The organism is Ercella succinigenes, from assembly GCF_900002895.1.
On the sequence record NZ_CDHP01000040.1, the window covers coordinates 101,200 to 125,211 of the forward strand.

The window sequence follows — 24,012 nt, forward strand, 5'->3', positions numbered from 1 at the left end:
CACTGCCCCTTATTATGACTGTTCATCATGAATAGAAATAATATCGGGCAGTTTTGCAAGTGATGAAATGAGACTGGCCTTTTCACGAGGCTTACATCCTTTTAGACTTAAACGCAGCCTGAAACCAGCCTCTTCATCGGGCAGAATCTGAAACTGATTAACAGCAGCGCTTGCTTTTAATAATTTGTCGATTATTTCAGAAACATCATGACTAAAGCTGGCCAATTGGATAATCAGGATAGTCTCTCCTTGTTTGTTGTCATGCCAACGCTGCAAAGGATGGGTAAGAAGCAAGGTTATAAAAGTGAGGCTTGTTGCAATCAAAGCACCTTCATAGAATCCAACTCCGCAAGCCAGACCAATACAAGCGACTGCCCATATACCTGCTGCAGTAGTGAGTCCACGAACGCTATTGCCGTTTCGTAAGATTGTACCTGCACCTAGAAAGCCGATTCCGCTTATTACCTGAGCTCCCATTCTGGAGGGATCCATTCCGACAGAAGTAGCGCCGGCATAAAATTCATAAAGATAATCTGCCGTAATCATAACAAGAGCAGAACCAATGCATACAAGAATATGAGTACGAAGTCCTGCCGGTTGATTGGAATATTCTCTCTCAAAGCCAACAATACCACCCAGGATGCCTGCTACGAATAGTCTAAGGGCAATTGTACCAAGCCAGTACCAGTCTATAGCCTGTAACATAAGAGCGCCCTCCTTATCTGCATTAATATCGCAATGACTTGAGTTTCAATCTTTATTAGATATTCCAGTTAACAATTTAATGGTCTATACATTCATAATAACATAATAGATTTAAACGTCATTAGAATAATATAAAAGACCCTGCCAATGACAAAGTCACAAGCGGGTCTTAACAAAAAATCTATAAACAACATCTATAAAAAACCACTTTTGCAGCAAAAGCCACAAAAATCAATTAAACATAGAACTTTTAATATAAAATCCTAAGATTATTTTTCTTCAGGAGCACGATAGCGCATCATGAAGTCAAGAACACGAACGCGATCCTCGGGGAATTCACATTCAAATTCAATTTCCTTCATAGTAGCTACTTTAAGCACTGCTGAAAAGCCTACCAAAGCTGACAACAAACTATTTGTTACAAGACGATCTCCGTCTTCCGTAATAATAGTAACCTTTCCTTTACATTCCTGTATAAGCTTAGCAAATGATTCAACATCAACATTAAATACCTTCATAAATAAAACACCTTCCTTTAATTATGTTTTCATATAATATTCTTTCTTTTATGATCTGCTTTAAGTCAAACTCATTTCAGGATGTTTGTCAATCATAATAGACACGAAAAACAGATGTTTTATCGAGAAAAAAAGGAAAATCTGCTTGAAAAGAAGTTTTCGTGTCCTGCGTTACGGTTAGGGAAAGAGATTATTATAAAAATTATGCATAGTGCTCAAACAAAAAATGCTTCTCTTGTCATTATCACAAGAAAAGCATTTTTGATAAATCTACAGGCGGTATGAACGTATTTGCTCAGCGCTGGACTCTTGCACCTGCACCTGCCACCAGTGATTCTACTTCCTTAAGACGTACCATACTGGTATCGCCTGGCGTTGTCATAGCAAGAGCTCCATGAGCAGCTCCATATTCAACAGCTCTTTGAATGTCGCTGCCTGTCATAAGACCATATATTAAGCCGGAGGCGAAACTATCTCCCCCACCAACTCTGTCATATATATCAAGTTTTTCATAAATTTTTGATTGATATATTTTACCATCGCACCATGCTATAGCCGACCAGTCATTAGAACTTGCAGAATGAACAGTTCTCAGGGTATTGGCAATAACCTTGAAATTAGGATAATTTTGGGAAACCTGATTAATCATCCTTCTATAACCCTCTATAGGGAGTTCTTTGAGATTTTCATCACTGCCTTCGACATCGAAACCTAAACAAGCAGTAAAATCCTCCTCGTTGCCGATCATTACATCAATATAATTTGCAATTTCCTTATTTACCTGCTGAGCTTGTTTTTTACCGCCAATATCTTTCCATAATGACGGTCTATAATTTAAGTCGTAACTTACGATTGTTCCATACTCTTTAGCTTTTTTTACAGCTTCCAAAGTAACTTCTGCTGAAGTCTGAGAAAGAGCTGCGAAAATACCTCCTGTATGCAACCAGCGCACTCCAAGATCACCAAATATATAATTCCAGTCAATATCTTTGGGCTGCAACTGGCTGATAGCTGTATTAGCTCGATCTGAAACGCCCAGTGCTCCTCTGACTCCAAAGCCTTTTTCAGTGAAATTAAGACCGTTTCTCACTTTCCTGCCTATACCATCATAGGGAAGCCATTTAATAAAAGATGTATCTACGCCTCCCTGCAAAATTAAATCCTCTATCAGATATCCGATATCATTATCTGCTAATGCAGTTACGACTGCCGTTTTCAGATTAAAACATTTACGCAAGCCGCGGGCAACATTATATTCTCCACCGCCTTCCCAGGCGGTAAAAGTTCTACTGTTCCGGATTCTGCCATCACCCGGATCAAGGCGCAGCATAATTTCACCTAGCGAAATTTGATCATATTTACAAGATTCTGCTGATCGCAATTTTAAGTTCACAAGTATACCTCCCCCCAAATACTTCAAATTAAAGTTTTATGCTTTTAAGAAGATCAACCGCTTCACGAGTTTTTGCCTCTATAGATGCAAAATCATCTGCATCAATCAAGCTTGCCGGAGCCATCCAGCTACCACCGACTGCTGCAACTCTCTTGTTTTCAAAATAAGGAATAACATTTTCAGCAGATATTCCTCCTGTAGGGACAAAAGAAATATCAGTAAAAGGTGCTCCCAAGGATTTAAGCGTTGATAGCCCTCCGTAATTTTCCGCCGGGAAAAATTTGAATGTTTTGACGCCTAGCTTAAGTCCTTGCATAATTTCACTTGGCGTAACAGCGCCCGGTAATATAGGGCAGTTGCGTTCGGCTGCCGCCTTTATAAGTTCAGAATCTAAACCGGGAGAGACAAGAAATTTAGCACCGGCTTCTATTGCTGCGTCCATTTGTTCAATGGAAATAATCGTTCCAGCTCCCAAAATCATTTCAGGAACTTCACGAGAAACTGCAGCAATAGAATCTCTGGCTGCGGCTGTTCTGAAAGTTATTTCCATAACATTTATGCCGCCTGCCAATAATGCTTTTGCCAAAGGCACAGCCTTGGAAACATCATTTAAAACAATAACCGGTACAATTCGACAATTTTTGATTTGCTCCATTACATTCATGAATTTTCTCCTCTTTTGCCATTTGGTAATTTAGTATATATTTATCGTGGTTTCTGGCTGGCATAGTTTGTTTTTTAGATTAGTATCGTTGAGAAAACTTGTCTCAGTCATATGTTGAAAAAATATTCGGGATGTATTTTTAACACTTGCGTCTCAATACGCTTGAATCCTTCAGATAAATGACTCTCCAACTGCATCATTGCTGCCGGCAGTTTACCTGCTTTCATATTCTCAAAGAGCTTACTATGTTCAGCAAGAAGATTGCTAAGTATATCCTGAGAAACAATATCCAGCATTCTAAAGCGTTTATAATGCACTTGTGATTCCTGCAAAATATTCCACAGCCGTTCACGACCAATATGCTTAAAGCAGATTTCGTGGAATTCAGAATCAAGATCATAATATGCAGGCAAATCAGCAGCCATTCCCTTAGAAACAAGCTCAGCCTGCTTTTTGAGATTATTCTCAAACTTCAAAATTAGGTCAGCGGTCATCGATCTTGAAGCCTGAGCAATGATTTCTTTTTCTATCATTGTTCTCATAAATATTATTTCACGTATATACTCATAATCTATCAGAGAAACATAAGAACCCTTCTGTGGCCTTATTTCAAGTAGATTTTCACTAGCCAGACGGGAAAACACCCCTCTTATAGGAGATCTTGAAACTTCATACATTGCAGCAATAGCATTCTCACTCAATAATTGGCCAGGTTTGTAGTGGAGAGTAAGTATACCTTCGCGCAATTCCTCGTAAATCTGATCACCACTTTTGACCATGGATATATTGTAAACAGCCAAAGACAAATCCTCCCGCTAAGTTTTTTGAGATTCCAAGCAGTAATATCACGCACTTGTATTTTGCATTTCTGAAAATATTATCTAAACACTTGTACTCTTGTATACAAGTGTACAAGAACGAATGATATTTGTCAATTTTGCGCAACAACACTTGTAAAAGACACGGAATCTTGTATTTCGCTTCTGACCTGCTTATAACAGGCTGCTTGATCTGATTGCCTAAACTGTGTGAGTATTATTATAATTCGCTTTGCAAAAACAATCGCATTCTTTCAATAACATCTTCATCACCAACTACCAAAAGTTTGTCTTCTGCAGCAAATTCATAATATGGCCCAGGAGAAACAATTACCTGATTTTCTTTAATTATGCCGATTATGGTTGCTCCTGTGCGAAGCCATACCTGGCATTTACCAATGCTCTCTCCTATCAAAGGAGAGTCTTCAGGGACGGCAATTTCTGCCGGTTTTATTAAATCTCCTCTGCGGTATTGGTACTGCTCAAGCAGTTTATCGTTTAACTGACGGATTTCATCGTGTATGCGTGCAGCATCATCAAATTTTTGATATAGCATTTTGCGCATATCTTTCACAGAAGCTGCACTGCGATAATTACGTACAAACTGGACCGCCTGATCTTTGCCCAGCACTTTTATTCCACTGCCGGCACTTACTTTAACGACATTCATATCTGATAAAATAGCCATAGCCCGGCGAATGGTTTCAGGTGATACCTGAAATTCGGAGCTTAAAACAGAACGACCCTTTAATTTATCTCCTGGCTTAATACTTCCTGTTGCAATTCGCTCAGCAATATCTACTGCTATGCGCAAATACCTTGGCATATCATGACTCGAATCCTGTGGCATTTTGACCTCTCTTGATCCTATATAATGTATATTGCATCAAATAATTAATGCTGCAATAACAGAAAATGCTGTTTTTTACAAAACACAGCACTAGCTAGATATTATTTACTCTTCATAATAGCACAGCAGTGATTTAGAGAAAAGAGCAAAAGATATATGGACAACCGTTTGTTCATGTCATATAGTAGTATTCACAGAAAAAATATTGCTGAAACTTTCATTAATAACTTGGCTTATAGTTCTTAGTAGAATCATTGTGGGAATATTTGCAATAATGGGGAATGGGTTTAGAGGAAATATGGAAAAAAAATTTAATATAAAGGAATCTCAAAAAAAAATTACAATTTCTGATGTGGCAAAGGAACTAGGTGTCTCTAAAACTACAATTTCCAGAGCTATTTCAGGAAAAGGTCGTATAGGGACGGAAACCAGAGAGAGAATTTTAAAATACATTACAGAAAATAATTATCATCCAAATGTTATAGCAAGGAGTCTTGCGCAGTCAAAAACCTACAATATTGGAGTAGTTATGCCTGCTGCGTACACTCTTAATGATTTTCCTTTTTTTCATATTTGCATGATGGGCATTTGTGATATGGCGGCAACAAGAGATTATGATGTTTTAGTCACAATAGTGCCGGAAGGTTGTGATACACAGCTTTCTCGCATAGTAAGCAATAATAAAGTCGATGGTGTTATTCTCACAAGGACATTAGTAAATGATAAAGCGGTAGAATTTTTAAAACAGAAAAACTTACCTTTTGTTGCAATAGGTAATACATATTATGATAATGTCATCCAGGTGGACAATAATCATTACGAAGCTTGTAAAGAATTGACATCAACTCTTTTAATGCGTCGATTTCATAACATAGCATTAATAGGAGGCAATGAAAATCATGTGGTCACTAAAACGCGATACAAAGGGTTTGTTGATGCGTTTGCCGATCAGAATATGCCTCATGATAAAAATATGGTTTTTCTCAATGCTGATACTTCGGTAGTAATAGATAAAATAGTCAGCGATATAATCCATAAAGGCGCTGACTGCATAGTATGTATGGATGATTATATTTGTGGAAATGTTCTGGACAGTTTAAAAGCCAGAAAAATAAAAATCCCCGAAGATATAAAGGTTGCATCTTTTTATGATAGTTGTGTGCTTGAAAAAAGAACCCCGGCCATTACAACTCTGGCTTTTGATGTCAAAGAACTCGGCATAGTAACTTGCCGCACTTTACTCGATGCAGTGGAAGGAAAACCTGTAAAGCAGAAAACCCTTTTAGGTTATGAAATTGTGCTTAAAGAGTCAACGAAGTAGCAATTTATTTGTAGTTTAATTTTATTATTCGATATGCGCAAAAAAATTGCGCTCTTTTTTTAGATTTAATATGCGTTTGCACAAAAGAATGCCTTCGAAAACTAGAAATTAGAATAATTGTTTGTGTTTTGAAATTATGCTAATCTAACAATGCGAATAACCGGTTGCGCATTTTTTGGGAAAAAGAAATATAAAAATTAAGTTACCGGTGATTACCATAGATAAATAACAAATAACAGTAGTTCTGAAAGCTGTGATATGGGGATAAGCGGCTTTCAATTATCAAGTTTAATTCAAAATTTATTTTAAAAGTGAATATTCGATGATCAGGAGGTTGATCAGGATGTATTTTAATTACAATCTGAGACGTCGGCTAAAGATGCTGACATCTCTTGTTTTGGTTATTGCGCTTGTTCTCACGGGAGCGGTAATTGTATCTCCTAGAGCAAATGCAGCTACAATTCTAGAAAATGGTGATTTTGAAACAGGGGATTTGGCCGGTTGGAATATTGATTCTTTAGCGCAGATTCAAGTTGAAACAAATCAGTATTCTTCAAACAATACCAATTATCTTAATATCTGGAATGGTACGGGAACTTCCGCAAATATTAGTATTAGTCAGATGATAAGTCTTGATGCTGATACATATTCTTTGTCTGTTAGAGCAGAAGGTGCCGCTGCTTCTGAAGCGGGTATGGATCTTAAACTTCAGGTGAAAGCAGGAGAAGCCGTTTTGGCGGAAGTGGCTATTCTAAATTCAGGGTGGGATAACTGGCAGACTTTTACTACGCCGGTTTTTGTGCTTGAAGAATCTACAGATGTTACTGTTGTTGTGAGCGGAACAGTTGATAACAATTATTGGGGAAAGTTAGATGATATTGTTTTGTCTATGGAAAAAGACCCTGATAATCCAGTATCCGGTTCTAATATATATGTAGAAAAAATTGATGATTTAAGTGAAGATTTCATCATGGGTGCTGATATTTCAAGTGTAATTTCACTGGAAAACAGTGGAGTGAAATTCTATGATTGGAATGGCGAAGAAGAAGATGTTTTAAAAATTCTTGCTGATGCGGGAGTAAATTATATCCGCGTACGTGTATGGAATGATCCTTTTGACGCTGATGGGAACGGCTATGGCGGAGGGAATTCTGATATAGACGTCGCTGAACAGATTGGTTTGCGAGCAACTCAATACGGTATGAAGCTGCTTGTAAATTTCCATTATTCTGATTTCTGGGCAGATCCTGGTAAGCAGCAAGCACCAAAAGCATGGACTAATTATACAGTTGATCAAAAAATTGATGCACTATATGAGTATACAAAAGATAGTGTCGAACAGTTAATTGATGCCGGTGTGGATGTAGGCATGGTGCAAATTGGAAATGAAACTAACAGTAGAATGGCTGGAGTGGGCAATAACGTTGATATGTGCAGACTGTTTTCGGCTGGAAGTCAAGCGGTTAGAGAAATAGATGAAAAAATTCTCGTAGCTATACATTTTACTGATCCGCACAGAAATATACCGTTAAACTGGGCAAAAACTCTTTTCGATAATAATGTTGATTACGATGTTCTTGTCAGCTCATATTATCCTTTCTGGCACGGGACTTTAGCCAATTTAACATCTCAACTTAAAGAAATCGCAGATACATATGACAAGATGGTAATGGTAGGTGAAGTGTCTTATGTTTATACCTTGGAGGATGGAGATGGCCATACAAATACTATAGATTTGGCGTCTGAACTTACTGATGGCTACCCTGCATCTGTTCAAGGTCAAGCCAATGCAGTTAGGGATACCATTAAAGCGGTTGCAGATGTTGGTGAAAATGGAATAGGTGTATTTTATTGGGAACCGGCATGGTTGCCGGTAGGATCTCCTGATCAGCTTGAAAACAATAAGCAGATTTGGGAGCAATTTGGCTCAGGGTGGGCAACGAGCTTCGCTGCAGAGTACGATCCTGATGATGCCGGAGAATGGTATGGAGGTTCTTCCTGGGACAATCAGGCTTTGTTTGATTTTGATGGATACCCTCTTGATTCTCTCAATATTTTCAATTTGGTATATACAGGTGCGGATTTAGAAAAAGAAATTGAATCTGTTGAAAATCCTGTAATAAAAATCGAACTTGGAGAAAATATTATTCTGCCTCAGACTATAACAGTATATTTTAATACTGGAACCAGTGAACAACAGGACGTTGTCTGGAATGAGGATCAGCTTGCGGCAGTAAATAATCAAAAAGCAGGGAATTATTTAGTACAGGGTCTTCTACCCGATGATACTAATGTTAATTGCACTGTGATCGTCCAGTTTCCTAATCTGATAAATAACCCTGGTTTCGAATCATCAGATATGAGTGATTATATAATAAGTGCTCAAGCTAGCAGAAAAGCAAATGAAACGCCACTGACGGGCGCTTATTGCGTGCACTTTTACAATGCGGATGGTTTGGATTTCACAATTGAACAGACTCTTAATTTAGAACCTGGAAGTTATGAGTTTTCGTTAAATTTACAAGGCGGATCTCCTGGTACTGATCCTGAAATTTACTCTTATGTAAAATATAACAACATTATTGTAGAACAGAGAGAAACTGCTCTTCTCGGATGGCAAAACTGGCAAAAACCAGAAATAAAGTTTGTTGTTACTGAAACAGGGCAATACACTTTTGGCTTGAATGTTAAGGCTGGTGCCGGTGCCTGGGGAACTACAGATGACTGGTCTCTTAGAAAAACCGGGGAAGTGCCTGCGAGTAAAGGGTTTGCCACCGGATCTGATATCTCATGGGCTGCAGACGCGGATCGTTCATACTATAACAGTAATGGTGAATTGAAAAAATTGTACAATATGATGACAGAAGATTATGGTATGAATGCTGTACGTTTGCGCACATGGGTAAATGGTTCTTCTGTAGGCAAGGAAGCAATCATTGACTATGCAGAAAAATGTGAAGCTGCTGGAATGGAAGTAATGATTGACTTCCATTATGCCGATAACTGGGCTGATCCTGGTAAGCAACCGCCTCCGGCAGCATGGAATGTAACTGATGATATTTCATTTGAAGAAGCCCAGCGTGTAGGGCAACTCCTGTATGATTATACGTATGATTTTATGTCTGAGATGGTATCAAGAGGGATTGAACCTGCTTGGGTACAAATAGGTAATGAAATCAATAATGGTATGTTGTGGCCTTTGGCAAATATTGCGAACATTGATAATTTGGCACACATACTTAATCGGGGAATAGAAGCGGTGCGTGATGCGACAAATAATACAAAAATAATTATCCATATTGCAAACGGTGCAGAAACAGACAATGTTGTCAACTATTATCAAAATTTAATAGACAAAGGAGTAACAGATTTTGATATTATAGGTCTTTCTTTTTACACAAGGGCAAGTGACCCTACGCTGGACATTGAAGCCCTGTCCAGAACTTTTGACCGTGTATATGAAGAATTCTGCATAAATACAAATCGTGAAATTCAGATTGTCGAAATTGGAGCCAACTACATGGATGGTGCAACAGATAATCAGAAACATAATATGATTGTAAATGTGATAAAAGAACTTAAAAATATTCCAAATAACAGAGGTACCGGGTGTTTCTACTGGGAAATTCAGAATTACGAAATGAGAGGCAGAAATACTAATGCCAGACCTACCGTGGTTTGGAGAGCTTTCACACCAGGTGCAGAATTGATAAATGAAAATCCTGTGACAGACTTAAATATTGTTGATACTGAAATAGAAGTTCAGGTTAATGACACTTATAATATAAACTTTAATGTATTGCCAGAAAAACCGGATATAACAAAAATGGTTTGGTCCAGTTCTGATACTAATATTTTAACTGTAAATAGCGCAGGTATGATAACAGGCGTTTCAACGGGAACTGCATCTGTAACCTTGCAAAATTATGCTGGTGATAATGGTGAGTATGCGGTGTATTCTCAAATGAAAGAAGTGACAGTTGTTCCAGAAAGACCTGGTTTGAAAAATGGAGGATTCGAAGCCGGAGACAACGGAATATGGAAATTCTATCCAGACAATATAGGAGAAGCGACTATTGCAGATAGTGGCAATGCCTTATCAGGGACAAAAGCGTTACATTTTTCTGGCGGCACATCAAATATGAATATCAGGTTTTATCAGGAAATACAAGGACTTGTGCCTGGTAGGTATGAGCTTGTAGGAAAAGTGATGGGCGACAATGGTGTGACCACAAATAAGTTGTTTGCTCAAACCAATGATGCTTCGTATGATTCTCAAGAATACAAAACAATAGGCTGGGGAGGTGCTTCGAACTATATTGTAATGATTTTAACAGATATAGAAGTGCTAGATGGATATCTAAAAGTTGGGGCTCAGGCTACTGCTATATACAATGGATCTGAACCTTGGGGGGATTTTGATGAATTTTCTTTAACTCTAATTGAAGAGTATGAAGTGGAAGAACCAGATCCAACGCCCACCCCAAGTCCGGATCCCGATTCAGACTCAACTCCAACGCCGACTCCTGGTCCAGGACCAGACCCAGAATTGACACCAAAACCGGACAAAAAAAATGAACCTAAAAATGATGATTATTCTAACCAGGAAGAAGAAAAAACAGTAACGCCTATATCTCCTCCTCAGCTAATAACTGATGATGAAATAGCTCTTGATGTTATTAATAGTTCGGTTTTTCCGATAGCTGCAAAGGCTGATAAAGATGCTTTCGAACAGCCTGTTAGTTTGAAAATTGAACAAATAGATAGAGCAAGTGACCGAGGCATAGCGATATTGAAGCAAATACAGGATGAAATCGGTGCTTTTGAAAAGGTTCTGCTATTTGATATTAAAGCATTGACACTGGACGGGCAAATTCAGGTTCAACCGCAAACAGGGTCAAAGGTTACAATTACAATGTCTTTGCCGGAGGGTTTTGATGCAGAAAAAATTGCAATCATACATATAAAGGATGACGGTAGTATTGAGGTTATTCCTTGTCAGATATCTGATGGGCTAATAACTTTTGAGACAGATAGTTTTTCAATATTTGCAGTAATAGAGATTGAAGATGAAGAAAAAGCGGCAGACAAGATAGAAAACGAAGGTGTCGCTAAAACAGGAGAAGAAAAAAATATAGTTTACGTAGGGGCATTATTTTTGCTTTTATCTGTTCTTGTGGTTGTTAGGAAAAAATATTTAAAAAATCATGTGAAAGATAATTGATTTTATTTCTGCAAATGAAGTTAAGTTTATAATTTACAAGAAAAAAGAAGTCACAGCGCAACATTTTGCGCAGTTGCGCTGTGATGCTGTTTAAAAAGCCTTACAAAAAACCGATTAACTTGTAAATATGCACAACAAAATATAAATATGAAATTTTTGATAGTGCATTGACAACAAAAGGATGATTTGATAGACTGAAAATACGAACAACCGGTTGCGCTTGTCCCCGAGTGCTTGCTGATCTATGGTAATACAAAAAAGTATTTTTAGGTAAGTTTCAGAAGTTTATTATCACAAAAAAATTATTTGGAGGAGTAAAATGAAAAAGAAGTTAATTAGTCTTTTGATCTGTTTTGCTATGTTCGTATCTCTTGCTGCTGGCTGCAATGGAGGTGCTACTGATAGCACAACTGCCGCTGCTGATAATGGTGAAACAACAACAACAGCAGATGCTGGTACAGATACAGATGATAATTCGCAAGACGGTGGAAAATCAGGAACGATCACAGTTTGGTGCTGGGATCCTGCATTCAATCTTTATGCAATGGAAGAAGCTGCTAAAATCTATAACAGGGATAATCCTGATGTCGTGATCGACATAGTTGAAACAGCATGGGAAGATATTCAAACAAAAATTATTGCTGCCGCTTCGTCAGGGCAGGAAGATACTTTGCCTGATATTTTGCTGATGCAGGATAATGCTCTGGCAAAGAATATTATCAACTATCCAGATACGTTTGCGGATTTGACAAATAGTGGCATAGATTTCGGTCAGTTTGCGCAATTTAAGGTAGCTCTAAGTACAGTAGATGGCAAAAATTATGGTGTTCCTTTTGATAATGGTGCTGCCATATCAGCTATTAGAACAGATATTATTGAAGAGGCTGGCTTTACGATAGAAGATTTTACAGATATCACCTGGAGTGAATATCATGAGAAAGGCAAAGAGGTTTTAGACAAAACAGGTAAAGCTATGTTGTCTTTCATAGCAGGATCTCCAGATTTGTTAATGGTAATGCTTCAAAGTGCCGGCACCTGGCTTTTTGATGATCAGGGAAAACCAAATTTCACAGATAATGAAGTTCTTAAAGAAGTAGTAACTACTTATGTTGATATGGTCAAATCAGGCGTTATTATTGAAGTTAACGACTGGGATCAATATATTAGTTCTATACAAAGCTCTACTGTAGCAGGAACAATTAATGGATGCTGGATTATCGGTTCTATTCAGGGTGCAGAAGATCAATCTGGGTTATGGGCTATTACCAATATACCTAAATTAGATAATGCCCCTAATGCAACAAATTATAGTAATCAAGGCGGATCTAGCTGGCTGGTAAGTTCAGCATCAGATGTATCTGATATTGCTATTGATTTCTTGGCAAAAACTTTTGCCGGAAGTGTAGAATTGTATGAAACTATACTTCCTTCATCAGGAGCACTGGCTACCTATCTGGCGGCAGGTGATAGTGATGCTTATGCAATTGAAAGTGAATTCTTTGGCAATGACAAAATATTCGAAAAAATTACAGACTTCGCTTCAAAAGTTCCTCAAGTATCATATGGCGTTTATAACTATGAAGCCAGAGATGGTATAGGTGCTGCTGTAACAAGGATTGTATCTGGAACGGATATGGACACGGCTTTGGCAGAAGCTCAAACTGATGTTGCTTTCCAGATGGGTGAATAATAAGCTAAAACTAGCTTGCTGAAATAAATTTGGGATTCTTACGGGAGGCCAATCGCAAGATTGGTCTCCTGCCATAAACGGGAGGTTTAGAGATTGAAAAAGAGCAGTCATCTACTTAGAAAGCGCAATATTATCAGCTGGACATTTGTTTTGCCTGCTACTGTGCTGCTTGCAGCAATGAGCTTTTATCCAATGATCAGGGCTTTGATTCTGTCATTTCATAGAGGCGTTGGCAGAACTATGGAATTTGTTGGTTTTTATAATTATTCCAGATTATTCCAGGATAATCTTTTTAAAACAGCTCTAGGAAACACCTTTATTTACCTAATATTTCAGGTTCCTGTCATGTTAATACTTGCTCTTATTTTGGCCTCTATGCTAAATAACCCCCGATTGAAAATGAAAGGTCTTTTTCGAACTGCCATTTTTTTGCCTTGTGCGACATCTCTTGTTTCATATGCGATTATTTTCAGGTCGATGTTTGCTTTAGATGGTTTTGTGAATGCTGTTCTTATAAATATAGGTATACTAAACAATCCTGTGAACTGGATTGGGCAGACCTGGACAGCAAGAATAATTATTGTTCTGGCAATAACATGGCGCTGGACCGGTTATAATATGATTTTTTATCTGGCTGGATTGCAAAATATTGATCCTCAGATATATGAAGCTGCAAAAATAGATGGAGCTTCTGCAATACAACGTTTTACAAAAGTAACTATACCTTTGCTTAGACCGATTATACTTTTGACAGCTATTATGTCAACAAATGGAACCTTACAATTGTTTGACGAAACAAAAAACCTTACCAATGGTGGTCCTGCTAATACAACCGTTTCAATATCACAGTATATTTATAAACTTTCTTTTGAATACTCTCCGCAATTCGGATATGCTGCTACTATTTCATATATCGTATTCATTCTGGTTGCAATTCTAGCTTTTATACAATTGAAAGTAGGTGACAGACGTGATTGATAATACGAAAAAGAGCTTGATAAAAATGAAATTAAGCACAGTATTTCAGTATATATTTTTAATAATAGCATCTGTTGTATCTGTTTTCCCTTTGTTTTGGATGATTTCTTCTGCAACTAATAAGAGTGTAGATATCATGAGAGGAAGAATGTTTTTTGGAACAGATCTGATAAATAATTTCAGGACTTTGTTAGACATAACAAATATAGGAATTGCTCTTAAAAATTCTTTTAGAAATGCCGTCGTATTAAGTCTTATCAGTATTCTAATATGTTCTTTAGCGGGATATGCTTTCGAACTGTATCATGACAAATGGAAAGATCGATTGATGGCTGTCTTGTTGCTTTCGATGATGGTACCATTTGCGGCAACTATGATTCCGCTTTTTACCTGGTTTGGCAGAATGGGACTTATGAATACAACTCTTGGATTTGCTTTGCCAACTTTATCAACTGCTTTCTTGATTTTTCTTTTTAGGCAAAGCACTCGAAATTTCCCGCATGAAATAGTTGAAGCTGCCAGAATAGAAGGCATGTCTGAGTTGAAAATTTTTATTGGCATATATATGCCAATAATGAAATCGACATATGCTGCTGCTTTTACGGTGACTTTTATGAATGCATGGAACAGTTATTTGTGGCCTCTTATAATACTTCAGGATAGAGATAGCATAACTATGCCACTGCTGATTTCTAATTTGATTTCTGGATACACAATAGATTATGGAGTTCTTATGCTGGCTGTTACTATAAGCACTTTGCCTACGATTATAATATTCTTCCTGTTGCAGCGACATTTTGCAGAAGGAATAACAGGAGCAGTTAAATAAATAATATTCACAAGGAGATAAATAAGTGAGTAAATTTATATTAAATATTATCCATAGGCCGGAACTCGTACCTGAATATTCCGAAAAAGTAACCGGTCATGGGAAAGAAGAAAATATTGCAAGAGAAAGCCTTTTGACAGAATCTCTTGACATATTTAAAACCCAGCAAAGTATTGCTCATAAAAATGGGTTGAAAACAACAATACATATGACATATGCCAGTCTTTTTAACAGCGAAGCAGTTGAAATAGCAAAGAGACATCACAAAAAATATGGTGATGAAATAGCGATGAGTCTTTTAGGCTTGCCTTGTAAAGAATTCAGAGATAAGTATAAGACAAAAGACTTTTGTATCTGGATGTTTTCTCTTGAAGACAAAAAATCAATCGTAGACGATTGTTTTGCTAAATTTTATGACTGCTTTGGTTATTATCCTCAGTCTACCGGCTCTTACTATATGGACTCGGATACTATAAATTACATAAATAAAAAATACCCGACAGTAAAATGCTCAATTGCAACTTGCTGGGAGGAGGGGCCGAAAGCTTATCATACATGTAACAATTCTTGGTATACCTTTATGGATGGAGGTCCGTGGAACCCCTGGATTCCTTCAAAACAAAATACACATGCCCCCGCAGCAAATGAATCAGAAGATAGTGGAATAGTTGCTATTCCACATTTATCAAGAGATTTGCTAGCCTGCTATGACGGAAATGGTTCAAATTTCGGAACACATCCGCAAAATATTCTTCGGGGAATGATTTATCAGGATGGTCAATATCCTTATCTTTACAATTTGATAGATCAATACAGATCTCTTGAAAAATATAATAACGGATATGCATATAATATGATGTTTGTCGGTCCAGGATGGATGAACAAAATGGGCAGATGGGAAGCTCCCTATGAATTATTAAGGCAAAGCTATGAAGATGGGATGGCATATTATGCTCAACTAAAGCAAAAAGGTGAACTTACAGACATGACGATGTCAGAATTTGCTGAATATTATCGAGAAAACAAAGAATATGAAGAAGCAGAATGTGCTTTGTGGAAAGATATTTTATACGGATCTGACAAACAATTGTTCTGGTACAGTGATCCATATATGAGAGTTTGTGTGAATATGGATCAAGGAGGCGCCATTGTTGATTTGCGCCCTTATGTAAGTAAGCTTGAAATACCTGTTGGCATAGGTACCGGAAATGTACACGATGCCTCATATCCGTTTTTGATTCAGGAAAAATACCGAGCAGGGTTTTTTACACACTATGCAGGAGAAGGGACAATAAAAAGTGCAAAATTAATCTATCAGGGAGAAGAGGTTGATTTGTGTCTTTGCCGAACAAAAGCAAAGTTTACCTGTGAAGATAAAAGAACCAGAATACTTACTCTAGATCCGGTAGAAATAAATTTTTCTGATTTGACTTTATCCTTGCAAACCATAATTTACTTTGATCAAGGCAGTTCGGAAATAAAAACAGAACGCAAAATAATAGATATAAGCAATTCAAAAGCGGAAGTTAGTATTGAAGAATATATGGTTGCTTGCTATGGGACGACAGAATATTCAGAAGATATGTCAGGAATAGAGTTGTTTTGCCGCACAAATGAAAATGAATTTGGTGATTCGAACGACTATCAAGCCGTATCAGAGCGAAAGATATCTTATGAGTATAAAAATAGAGAAATATATTTGCCAGAAGCAAAAGAAGTCGGAGCTGTAATTCCTCAGATAAAAACCAGTGTTTCTATGATTGTAGATGATAGTAAAGCCATTGGTTTTGTTAAAGAAGGGTATGCTTTCTCTCCAATGTTTACACTGGGATATAGAAGACAATTATCAAACAAGGAGGTTTTTACAACATGGCTCAAGCTGGGAAAGGTAGAATGAACTACAGGTGTCCCTCTTGCTTTATACGGGATATAGATGTAGATATGTTTTTTGATCAGGAAAAAAAAGAATATTATTGTTTGAGATGCCAATATACGGGCGATGAAAAAGATGTTATAGAAAAAAATAATATGGCGAGATTTCGCTACAGAAGAATAATGGATAGAATAACAAATTTTGAGTAGGATAAGAAATAATGATTAAAGGTGTAGATATATCTTCATATGAAGAACTTAAATCGCTAGGGGTTAAGTATTATAATTGTGGTAAAGAACAAAATTTATTCGAAATACTTAAATCCTACAATATAAATTCCCAGCGTTTTAGAATTTGGAATGATCCTTATTCGAAAACAGGTTCTTCTTTTGGAGCTGGTTGTAACGATTTTCAGACAACAATGAAGTTAATTAAACAGGCAAAATTCTATGGTAACAGTATTTTGCTTGATTTTCACTATAGTGATTTCTGGGCCGATCCGGGCAAACAATATTTACCAAAAGCATGGCAGAGTTTTGCTCTAGATGAACTTGAAGATGCTGTTTATAACTACACCTTAGAAACTTTACAGGAGTTAAAAAAAGTAAAACTGTTGCCGGAAATGGTACAGATTGGTAATGAGATCTCTAATGGCTTGCTTTGGCCTTTCGGAAAAACTCCCAACTATCAAAATATAGCAAAACTTATAAGCGCTGGAATAAGAGCAGTAAGAGAAGTCTCAAAATCTATTGAAATAATGTTGCATCTAGACAATGGTGGTAATAACGAACTTTATCGTAGCTGGTTTGATAAATATTTTGAATATGGAGAGGATTTTGATCTGATAGGACTATCATATTATCCTTTCTGGCATGGAACGATGAACTCATTTGAAAAAAACATGCAGGATATTGTTAGCAGATACGGCAAGGATTTGATTGTTGCAGAGGTTTCCATGGGTCATACCATGGAAGATTATGCAGATTATGAGAAACTAGATTCAAGTCAGCGTAAAGGCATGGCTACTAAACCAGAGTTGGTTGCAAAAATTGAACATGAAATGACGATTGAAGGACAAACAAAGTTTATCACAGATTTTTTGCATCTTATATCAAGAATAAAAAACAAAAAATGCCGAGGGTTTTATTACTGGGAGCCAGCCTGGATTCCGATGCCGGGATCCGGCTGGGCGAATAATGATTCTCTCCAATACATTAATGATGAAGGTCCTGGTGGCAATGAATGGGCTAACCAATGTCTTTTTGACTACAATGGAAATGTTCTTCCTGCCTTGGAGGTAATCAAAAATTTCAAAATAGAATAACTATACCCGGAACTAATCAAATCAGCTTATAATGCTTCAACGCAAGATAAATTCCATCATGATCAGGCGAAGTAGTAACATATTCAGCAGCTTCAATCGCTCTTGGGTCACCATCGCCCATGGCAACAGCGTGATCAGCTCTTTTGAACATGGACAAGTCATTGGCGCTGTCACCGAAAGCATATGTTTCGGTTTTAGGAAGTTTTAAATAATCTAATATGAAATCAATGCCTGTTGCTTTATCATAATTCTTCAGAAGAACCTCTCCGATCAGTTCCGTGTGAGGCACAACTTCAAAATTTGTATTTAGAATTGTACGCAAAGGATCGATCTGTTCAAGATAAGTTGTGTGATAGGTAAACTTATTAACAATAAGAGAGGTATCGTGCCAGCTTCTTATATTATCTCTGCCCTGCTTAAGGTAATTAATAATCTGAGACATAAACCCACCGGCATCAGGATCAGAAACATATATATACTTAGGGCCTTCAAGCCATAAATCAATTTTCTGCTTTTCGAATATCGGTAGCATATTATAAAGCAGTAATGGGGAAATAGTTTTTTCCATCAATGCTTTATCATTAATATGAATGGAAGTACCGCAGGAAGCAGCAATACCATCAAAACCTATATTAAAAACATCTGTCTGAATAGTAGCAAGGCTTCGGCCTGTGTTAATAAAAGCCATATGTCCATTATCACGCAATTTACGAATAGCTTTAACTGCACTTTCCGGCAGCCTGTGTTTTTTATCAATCAAAGTTCCGTCTATATCAAAAAAAACTATTTTCATATCATTCACCATCCGATACTGATTTTGATCTGTTAGCATTATAAACAAGTTACTAAGATCCATATTGAAACTATACCAATGAAAAAAAATACTGTCAAAAAAGCATTAGAATATCTTTTTCGTAAAATGGATATTTAATATGCTTTCTTTTCGTCAAAGAAGACAAAAAACTTACAGAAGAGTTTTTTGACATAACCGAAAATACAAAGAATATGTTAAAATTAAAACAGTCTATATTTATTTAAAAATAAAATGAAATCACAATCAAGGGGGCAAATGATGTCTGATCAGAATTTTGAAAATAACACAAATAATCAGTCAAATGGATACCAACAGCCCAATGGCTATCAACCAAATAATTATCAGCAGCCTAATGGATACCAACAATCGAATAATTATCAGCAGCCCAATGGCTATCAACAACCGAATAATTATCAGCAGCCTAATGGCTATCAACAGCCCCAAGGTTATCAGGTGCCTGCCCAGAGCAATGGTAAAGCGACAGCTTCATTGGTCTTGGGTATACTGGCAGTTATTTGTGTGTTTTTTGGCTATGGTGCTCTTCTTGGTGTGGCTTTAGGAATTGTTGGGCTGGTTCTTGGTATTGCTGCCAAAAAAGAAACCCAATCAGGGCAGGCTACGGCAGGGATCGTTCTTAGTGCAATTGCTATTGCACTATGTGCAGTGACTTTTTTGGCTTGTCTTGCTTGCCTTGGTGGTCTTGCTTCAATGGGTTTCTACATGTAATTGCAATCGAAACACAATAATTAATTAGCATATTTATAAGTGTTCGAGAAAGGTATGATAATTGCTTCCTTTTTTTACGGTATTTGGCATAACTATATCAATGTATGGCCTGATGATTGTCCTTGGATCAGGAATGGGTATTTTTTTAGCAGTCTACCTGCCTGTCTACAAAGACTTATCAAGACAGGATATCCTTTTTTCTTCTTTTTATGCGGTTATCGGCTTGGTGATTGGAGCAAAATTAATCTATCTGATTACCATATTGCCTAATCTGATAAGATATTTCGATCAGATTGAATGGTCGGTTGAATTAATTTCTGAATTGTTAAGAGGCGGTTTTGTTTTTTATGGCGGGTTAATTGGCGGCGTTTTAGCTGTATATATCTATTGCAAACAATATAAATTGCCTTTTTTCAGGCTTTTGGAAAATCTGATTCCTTCGGTACCGCTTATACATGCCATTGGCAGAACAGGCTGCTTTTTTGCCGGTTGTTGTTATGGTTTCCAGACTGATTCTATCTGGGGAGTTAAATTTCGCGTTGATTCAGCTGCTCCTGCCGGTACAGCTTTTTTTCCGGTTCAGTTATTGGAAGCAGGCTTTAATCTGATCATTTTTATCTTCCTTTTTGTATATTCACGTAGAGAAAGACGCCCTGGCCAGATAACAGGATTTTATCTGCTTTGCTATTCAATCATCAGATTTGCAATCGAATTTTTCCGAGCCGATACAGAAAGAGGTATCTGGGCAGGTCTATCTACATCACAGTGGATCAGTCTAATTCTGATGCCTTTATCTATCTGTTTAGTGCTTAGAAAATTGAAATTCAAGGAAAAAACAAATATTTTTTAAAGTCAAAAGCATTATTATGTTGTTTTTTTGCTTTTGTGGTAAAAACAATGTCATGACATCTCTTTTATATATTTGCAAGGACAAAGGCTGTGCTATAATCTGTCTGTAAAATGGAGGATAATAATGTGGCAGCAAAAATATTGATAGTTGAAGATGATATAGCTATTGCAGCGCTTATTGAGGCATCACTCAAACTGGGTGAGTATGATTATGATGTTTGCCATCATGGAAATGATGCTCTTTTCCATATTCAGACAAATAAGTATGATCTTATTTTACTCGATATAATGCTTCCTGGTATGGATGGTTTTGAAATACTGGAGAAAATACGTGGACGCGAAATACCAGTGATATTTCTTACTGCCAGAGACAAAGTTGATGACCGGGTACGTGGATTAAAAATGGGTGCCGAGGATTACATGGTAAAACCTTTTGAACCGCGCGAGCTTCTGGCAAGAATAGAAGTTGTCCTGCGAAGATATAATCGCAGCAATCAGCTTTTACAATATAACGATATAGAAGTAAGTCTGACCGAAAGAATGGTTAGACAGGCGGGAGAAGCAATTTTTCTTACACCGAAAGAATTTGATCTTTTGGTTCTTTTGATCAGACATGTAGACGAGGCTCTTAGCAGGGAAACAATACTGCAGCAGGTATGGGGATATTGCTTTGTAGGAGAAACAAGAACGGTAGATATGCACATAATGCAGCTGCGGAAAAAACTTGATTTTCATGACAAACTTAAAGCAGTAGTTAAAATAGGTTACAGGCTGGATAGATAGATGCGTTTCTGGCAAAAAATCTTTTTATGTTCGCTGGCACTGATTATGGTGACTATCAGCATAGTTTCCCTGCTTCTGCTTAAGGCTAATCATCAGGGTAATATAGAGCAGGCCAGACAAAATGGTATTAGTTCTCACGACCTGGTGATAGGCTCTATGCAAACTGCTGTAGTGCATGATCGTTATCAGGCCGGCAATGCCTTTCTGGATGAAGAAGAAATGATAAAATCTATTTCTAGGCTAGCCGACAGCTACAATAGACCGGTTTTTTTAACTGATAATCAAAGCGGACAATCTGCAGTTGTTTATTTTGAATTATATAAAGATCATGAGCAAATGTTCAGCAATCTACCTTTTGAACCTCGTTATTTTTCTAAAAGCAGTACAGAGATTGAGGCTGTTGATAATGTTGATACAAATCAACAAAGCCTGGAAGGTTCAGAAAGACCGGCTGCTCTCATTGACAGGCCTGAACTTGAATTATCGCAGCCGCTGGAACGTTATACTATAATACAAAGTCTGGACAAAGGCCACTGGCTTTTTGTTTCCAGCCTGATTGAACTTGAAAACAGAACCTATACTTTGGTTACAATTAAGGATGTTTCCGATATATATACTCTTTTATATAATCAGATTTATTTTTCTGCTGATCTAATGCTCGGATTGGCACTGGCTGCTGCCGGCGTACTGCTGATAATAGCAATCTGGCTTACAAGACCTATTGCTATCTTAAGACAATATACTTCCAGATTTTCCAAAGGTGAGTATAATATTCGTCTGGCTGTGGGAGGACGTGATGAATTATCAGCTCTGGGACATGATTTTAACAGCATGGCAGAAGCGGTTGAAAATAATATACATTCTTTGGAGCAAATGAATGAAGATCGAACCAGATTTATTGATAATCTAACACATGAAATAAAATCTCCTCTTACCAGCATAATAGGTTTTGCTGATCTTATCCGGCAGGCCCCCAGTATGTCAGATGAAGAAAGAATACGGCAGGCTGAATATATTTATAAGGAAGGCCGCCATCTGGAGCATATATCGAAACTTCTTATGGATCTTACTTTATTAGGATCAGATCAATTTGATCTGGAACAAGTTGATATATTTGATTTGCTTGAAGAGATATCCTTTATTACCAAGCCGATTATGGAAAAATATCATGTTGAACTTACCTTAAATAATCAACATGGAATAGTTGCTGTTAATCTGGAATTGTTTCGTTCTTTATTGTCAAATATTCTCGAAAATGCTGCTAAAGCTTCCAAAGAGGGAGAAAAAGTATTTTTGATTGCTAAACTTTTAGACAGTCATCAAATTGAAGTGGCTATTAAGGATAATGGTTGTGGCATTCCAGAGAAAGAAATTGAAAAAATACGCCAGCCATTTTATGTTTTAGACAAGGCAAGAACTCGAAAAGCAGGTGGCGCCGGACTGGGATTGGCTCTATGCGATGAAATTGCCAGAGTCCATAATGCTGAACTTAAGATAGAAAGTAAAATTGACGCTGGCACAACTGTGAGATTGGTTTTTCCTTTAGTAGAAAAGCCAGCTCCGGAAATAGCTGCCTTGGCTCAGCTTTCTGAAGTTAATCAAACTGCTAAAACTAATTCTCAAAACGAAACTACAAAAAACATAGCTAGTCAGGAGGGGCAGAAAGCAAGTGATCAGGCATAAAGCTAGTACAAAAGCAAAACAAAAGCAAAATATAGCCAGCAACAAGCTTTTCAATAGCAGGCAGAAAAGTTTTGCAAGCACTGGTCAGGCATTTTCTGAGCAAAATTGTTCAGAAAAACAAAGCTTCTGGCAGAGTTTTTTCTGCAAATTAGGTCGCGGCAATTTGATGACGGTTCTGATTGGATTAATGATTGTAGTATCAGGAAGGTTTGCAATTTTGTCTCTGGCGGTCAGAATACCTCAGCAGGAACCAGGTTTAACTGTTCATCAAATATTGCCAATTAATCTGAATACTGAATCACAAATTGATATGCAGGGAGCGGAGGTTTCTTTGGATCCTTTCGAACGTCTAAATGAGAACAACCATATTGAGGTTTCGGCGTCTGATGTTACAGCAACTGATGATTATTGGAATCTTGACTGGTGGTCACAATATCTTCTAAGAAAAATGCCGGAGGTTCATGATAACCTTTTAATTACAGGTCAAAGAAAATACTGGATATATAGAGATGATGGAATTATACCAAAGCCAGGAGTCAGAACAGAGAAATTAACCAATGAATGGCTTTTGTCTGAAAGTAGTTTAAGTAATGATTTTGACTGGTCATGGTCTTTAAAAACTGCTTGGAATCATAATCGTGGTCTTGTTTACTTCCGTATGGATGCGCCACAATATCTGCATGGAGAACTAAAAGCAGATGATGCTATTCTTGAGCAGGCAAGTAAATCCGCTCGTGTTTTTGTCAGCCATCTAACAGAATGGCTTTTAGATGTAACCAGCCCGGGATTAAAGGCTCCTGTTGCTACCTTGGCGTCATGGCCTGGGCAGCCTGAAAGTTATAAAATGGAAGGCATGATCTGCCATGTTATTTTCGAAGATCCTCAGACTAATACAAGGTTTACGGTTTTTTATAATGTGGCTATAATGCAGGTAGTAGGCTTTGCTGGACAGTAACATGAGGTTTATATT

20 protein-coding genes are annotated in these 24,012 nt (G+C 37.4%); 13 read left to right on the forward strand and 7 right to left on the reverse strand.

Annotated features, from left to right (window positions below; translation table 11 throughout):
- Positions 1–12: 12 nt before the first annotated feature.
- The 6 genes from AC0KSB_RS09175 to AC0KSB_RS09200 form a co-directional block, all read right to left on the reverse strand.
- Positions 13–705 (reverse strand): MgtC/SapB family protein, encoded by a 693-nt coding sequence (locus tag AC0KSB_RS09175; protein ID WP_472308503.1) that lies wholly within the window; start codon positions 703–705, stop codon positions 13–15.
- 269 nt (positions 706–974) lie between these two features.
- Positions 975–1,223, reverse strand: coding sequence for a hypothetical protein (locus AC0KSB_RS09180; protein WP_472308505.1), 249 nt, complete (start codon positions 1,221–1,223; stop codon positions 975–977).
- Positions 1,224–1,518: 295 nt separating this feature from the next.
- Positions 1,519–2,616 (reverse strand): sugar kinase, encoded by a 1,098-nt coding sequence (locus AC0KSB_RS09185; protein ID WP_472308507.1) that lies wholly within the window; start codon positions 2,614–2,616, stop codon positions 1,519–1,521.
- A gap of 28 nt (positions 2,617–2,644) precedes the next feature.
- The gene (eda, locus tag AC0KSB_RS09190; RefSeq protein WP_472308509.1) at positions 2,645–3,280 is read right to left on the reverse strand and encodes a bifunctional 4-hydroxy-2-oxoglutarate aldolase/2-dehydro-3-deoxy-phosphogluconate aldolase; all 636 of its coding nucleotides are present in this window, start codon (positions 3,278–3,280) and stop codon (positions 2,645–2,647) included.
- A 107-nt stretch (positions 3,281–3,387) separates the two neighbouring features.
- Positions 3,388–4,080 carry a GntR family transcriptional regulator gene (locus tag AC0KSB_RS09195; RefSeq protein ID WP_472308511.1) on the reverse strand — a complete coding sequence of 231 codons (693 nt, stop codon included), beginning with the start codon at positions 4,078–4,080 and terminating at the stop codon, positions 3,388–3,390.
- A 238-nt stretch (positions 4,081–4,318) separates the two neighbouring features.
- Entirely contained in the window at positions 4,319–4,948 is a 630-nt protein-coding gene (locus AC0KSB_RS09200; protein WP_472308513.1) for a GntR family transcriptional regulator, read from the reverse strand.
- Positions 4,949–5,246: 298 nt separating this feature from the next.
- On the opposite strand from AC0KSB_RS09200, the gene AC0KSB_RS09205 reads away from it, so the two are divergent.
- The 8 genes from AC0KSB_RS09205 (at position 5,247) to AC0KSB_RS09240 (ending at position 18,187) form a co-directional block, all read left to right on the forward strand.
- Complete coding sequence (locus AC0KSB_RS09205; RefSeq protein WP_472308515.1) at positions 5,247–6,269, forward strand: LacI family DNA-binding transcriptional regulator; 1,023 nt, start codon at positions 5,247–5,249, stop codon at positions 6,267–6,269.
- A gap of 343 nt (positions 6,270–6,612) precedes the next feature.
- Complete coding sequence (locus tag AC0KSB_RS09210) at positions 6,613–11,493, forward strand: glycosyl hydrolase 53 family protein (RefSeq protein ID WP_472308517.1); 4,881 nt, start codon at positions 6,613–6,615, stop codon at positions 11,491–11,493.
- Positions 11,494–11,812: 319 nt separating this feature from the next.
- Entirely contained in the window at positions 11,813–13,183 is a 1,371-nt protein-coding gene (locus tag AC0KSB_RS09215) for an ABC transporter substrate-binding protein (protein WP_472308519.1), read from the forward strand.
- A 93-nt stretch (positions 13,184–13,276) separates the two neighbouring features.
- Positions 13,277–14,161, forward strand: a complete 885-nt coding sequence (locus AC0KSB_RS09220; protein WP_472308521.1) for a carbohydrate ABC transporter permease — start codon at positions 13,277–13,279, stop codon at positions 14,159–14,161.
- Positions 14,162–14,186: 25 nt separating this feature from the next.
- Positions 14,187–14,990 carry a carbohydrate ABC transporter permease gene (locus tag AC0KSB_RS09225; protein ID WP_472308523.1) on the forward strand — a complete coding sequence of 268 codons (804 nt, stop codon included), beginning with the start codon at positions 14,187–14,189 and terminating at the stop codon, positions 14,988–14,990.
- A 25-nt stretch (positions 14,991–15,015) separates the two neighbouring features.
- A complete protein-coding gene (locus tag AC0KSB_RS09230) occupies positions 15,016–16,887 on the forward strand; it encodes a hypothetical protein (RefSeq protein ID WP_472308525.1) in 1,872 nt (623 codons plus the stop codon).
- Positions 16,860–17,072 carry a hypothetical protein gene (locus AC0KSB_RS09235; RefSeq protein WP_472308527.1) on the forward strand — a complete coding sequence of 71 codons (213 nt, stop codon included), beginning with the start codon at positions 16,860–16,862 and terminating at the stop codon, positions 17,070–17,072. The genes AC0KSB_RS09230 and AC0KSB_RS09235 overlap by 28 nt, the downstream gene beginning before the upstream one ends.
- A gap of 11 nt (positions 17,073–17,083) precedes the next feature.
- Positions 17,084–18,187: a glycoside hydrolase family 53 protein gene (locus tag AC0KSB_RS09240; RefSeq protein ID WP_472308529.1), complete on the forward strand. Its 1,104-nt coding sequence runs from the start codon at positions 17,084–17,086 to the stop codon at positions 18,185–18,187.
- A 16-nt stretch (positions 18,188–18,203) separates the two neighbouring features.
- On the opposite strand, the gene AC0KSB_RS09245 is transcribed toward AC0KSB_RS09240, so the two are convergent.
- Positions 18,204–18,980, reverse strand: coding sequence for a Cof-type HAD-IIB family hydrolase (locus AC0KSB_RS09245; RefSeq protein WP_472308531.1), 777 nt, complete (start codon positions 18,978–18,980; stop codon positions 18,204–18,206).
- Positions 18,981–19,259: 279 nt separating this feature from the next.
- Between AC0KSB_RS09245 and AC0KSB_RS09250 the strand changes: the two genes are divergently transcribed.
- From AC0KSB_RS09250 to AC0KSB_RS09270, 5 genes are all read left to right on the forward strand, one after another.
- Entirely contained in the window at positions 19,260–19,727 is a 468-nt protein-coding gene (locus AC0KSB_RS09250; RefSeq protein ID WP_472308533.1) for a DUF4190 domain-containing protein, read from the forward strand.
- A 61-nt stretch (positions 19,728–19,788) separates the two neighbouring features.
- Positions 19,789–20,577 (forward strand): prolipoprotein diacylglyceryl transferase, encoded by a 789-nt coding sequence (locus AC0KSB_RS09255; protein WP_472308535.1) that lies wholly within the window; start codon positions 19,789–19,791, stop codon positions 20,575–20,577.
- Between the two features lie 125 nt (positions 20,578–20,702).
- Positions 20,703–21,359 (forward strand): response regulator transcription factor, encoded by a 657-nt coding sequence (locus tag AC0KSB_RS09260; protein ID WP_472308537.1) that lies wholly within the window; start codon positions 20,703–20,705, stop codon positions 21,357–21,359.
- Entirely contained in the window at positions 21,360–23,042 is a 1,683-nt protein-coding gene (locus AC0KSB_RS09265; RefSeq protein ID WP_472308539.1) for a sensor histidine kinase, read from the forward strand. It abuts the gene before it with no gap.
- Positions 23,029–23,997, forward strand: a complete 969-nt coding sequence (locus tag AC0KSB_RS09270; protein ID WP_472308541.1) for a hypothetical protein — start codon at positions 23,029–23,031, stop codon at positions 23,995–23,997. The genes AC0KSB_RS09265 and AC0KSB_RS09270 overlap by 14 nt, the downstream gene beginning before the upstream one ends.
- Positions 23,998–24,012: the final 15 nt, after the last annotated feature.

Bases quoted from the DNA above. Each gene is read 5' to 3' on its own strand.
- AC0KSB_RS09215 (WP_472308519.1), top strand. From the start codon at position 11,813: ATGAAAAAGAAGTTAATTAGTCTTTTGATCTGTTTTGCTATGTTCGTA.
- AC0KSB_RS09210 (WP_472308517.1), top strand. From the start codon at position 6,613: ATGTATTTTAATTACAATCTGAGACGTCGGCTAAAGATGCTGACATCT.
- AC0KSB_RS09235 (WP_472308527.1), top strand. From the start codon at position 16,860: ATGGCTCAAGCTGGGAAAGGTAGAATGAACTACAGGTGTCCCTCTTGC.
- AC0KSB_RS09180 (WP_472308505.1), bottom strand. From the start codon at position 1,223: ATGAAGGTATTTAATGTTGATGTTGAATCATTTGCTAAGCTTATACAG.
- AC0KSB_RS09240 (WP_472308529.1), top strand. From the start codon at position 17,084: ATGATTAAAGGTGTAGATATATCTTCATATGAAGAACTTAAATCGCTA.
- AC0KSB_RS09245 (WP_472308531.1), bottom strand. From the start codon at position 18,980: ATGAAAATAGTTTTTTTTGATATAGACGGAACTTTGATTGATAAAAAA.
- AC0KSB_RS09200 (WP_472308513.1), bottom strand. From the start codon at position 4,948: ATGCCACAGGATTCGAGTCATGATATGCCAAGGTATTTGCGCATAGCA.
- AC0KSB_RS09205 (WP_472308515.1), top strand. From the start codon at position 5,247: ATGGAAAAAAAATTTAATATAAAGGAATCTCAAAAAAAAATTACAATT.
- AC0KSB_RS09265 (WP_472308539.1), top strand. From the start codon at position 21,360: ATGCGTTTCTGGCAAAAAATCTTTTTATGTTCGCTGGCACTGATTATG.
- AC0KSB_RS09250 (WP_472308533.1), top strand. From the start codon at position 19,260: ATGTCTGATCAGAATTTTGAAAATAACACAAATAATCAGTCAAATGGA.
- eda (WP_472308509.1), bottom strand. From the start codon at position 3,280: ATGAATGTAATGGAGCAAATCAAAAATTGTCGAATTGTACCGGTTATT.
- AC0KSB_RS09225 (WP_472308523.1), top strand. From the start codon at position 14,187: ATGAAATTAAGCACAGTATTTCAGTATATATTTTTAATAATAGCATCT.
- AC0KSB_RS09175 (WP_472308503.1), bottom strand. From the start codon at position 705: ATGTTACAGGCTATAGACTGGTACTGGCTTGGTACAATTGCCCTTAGA.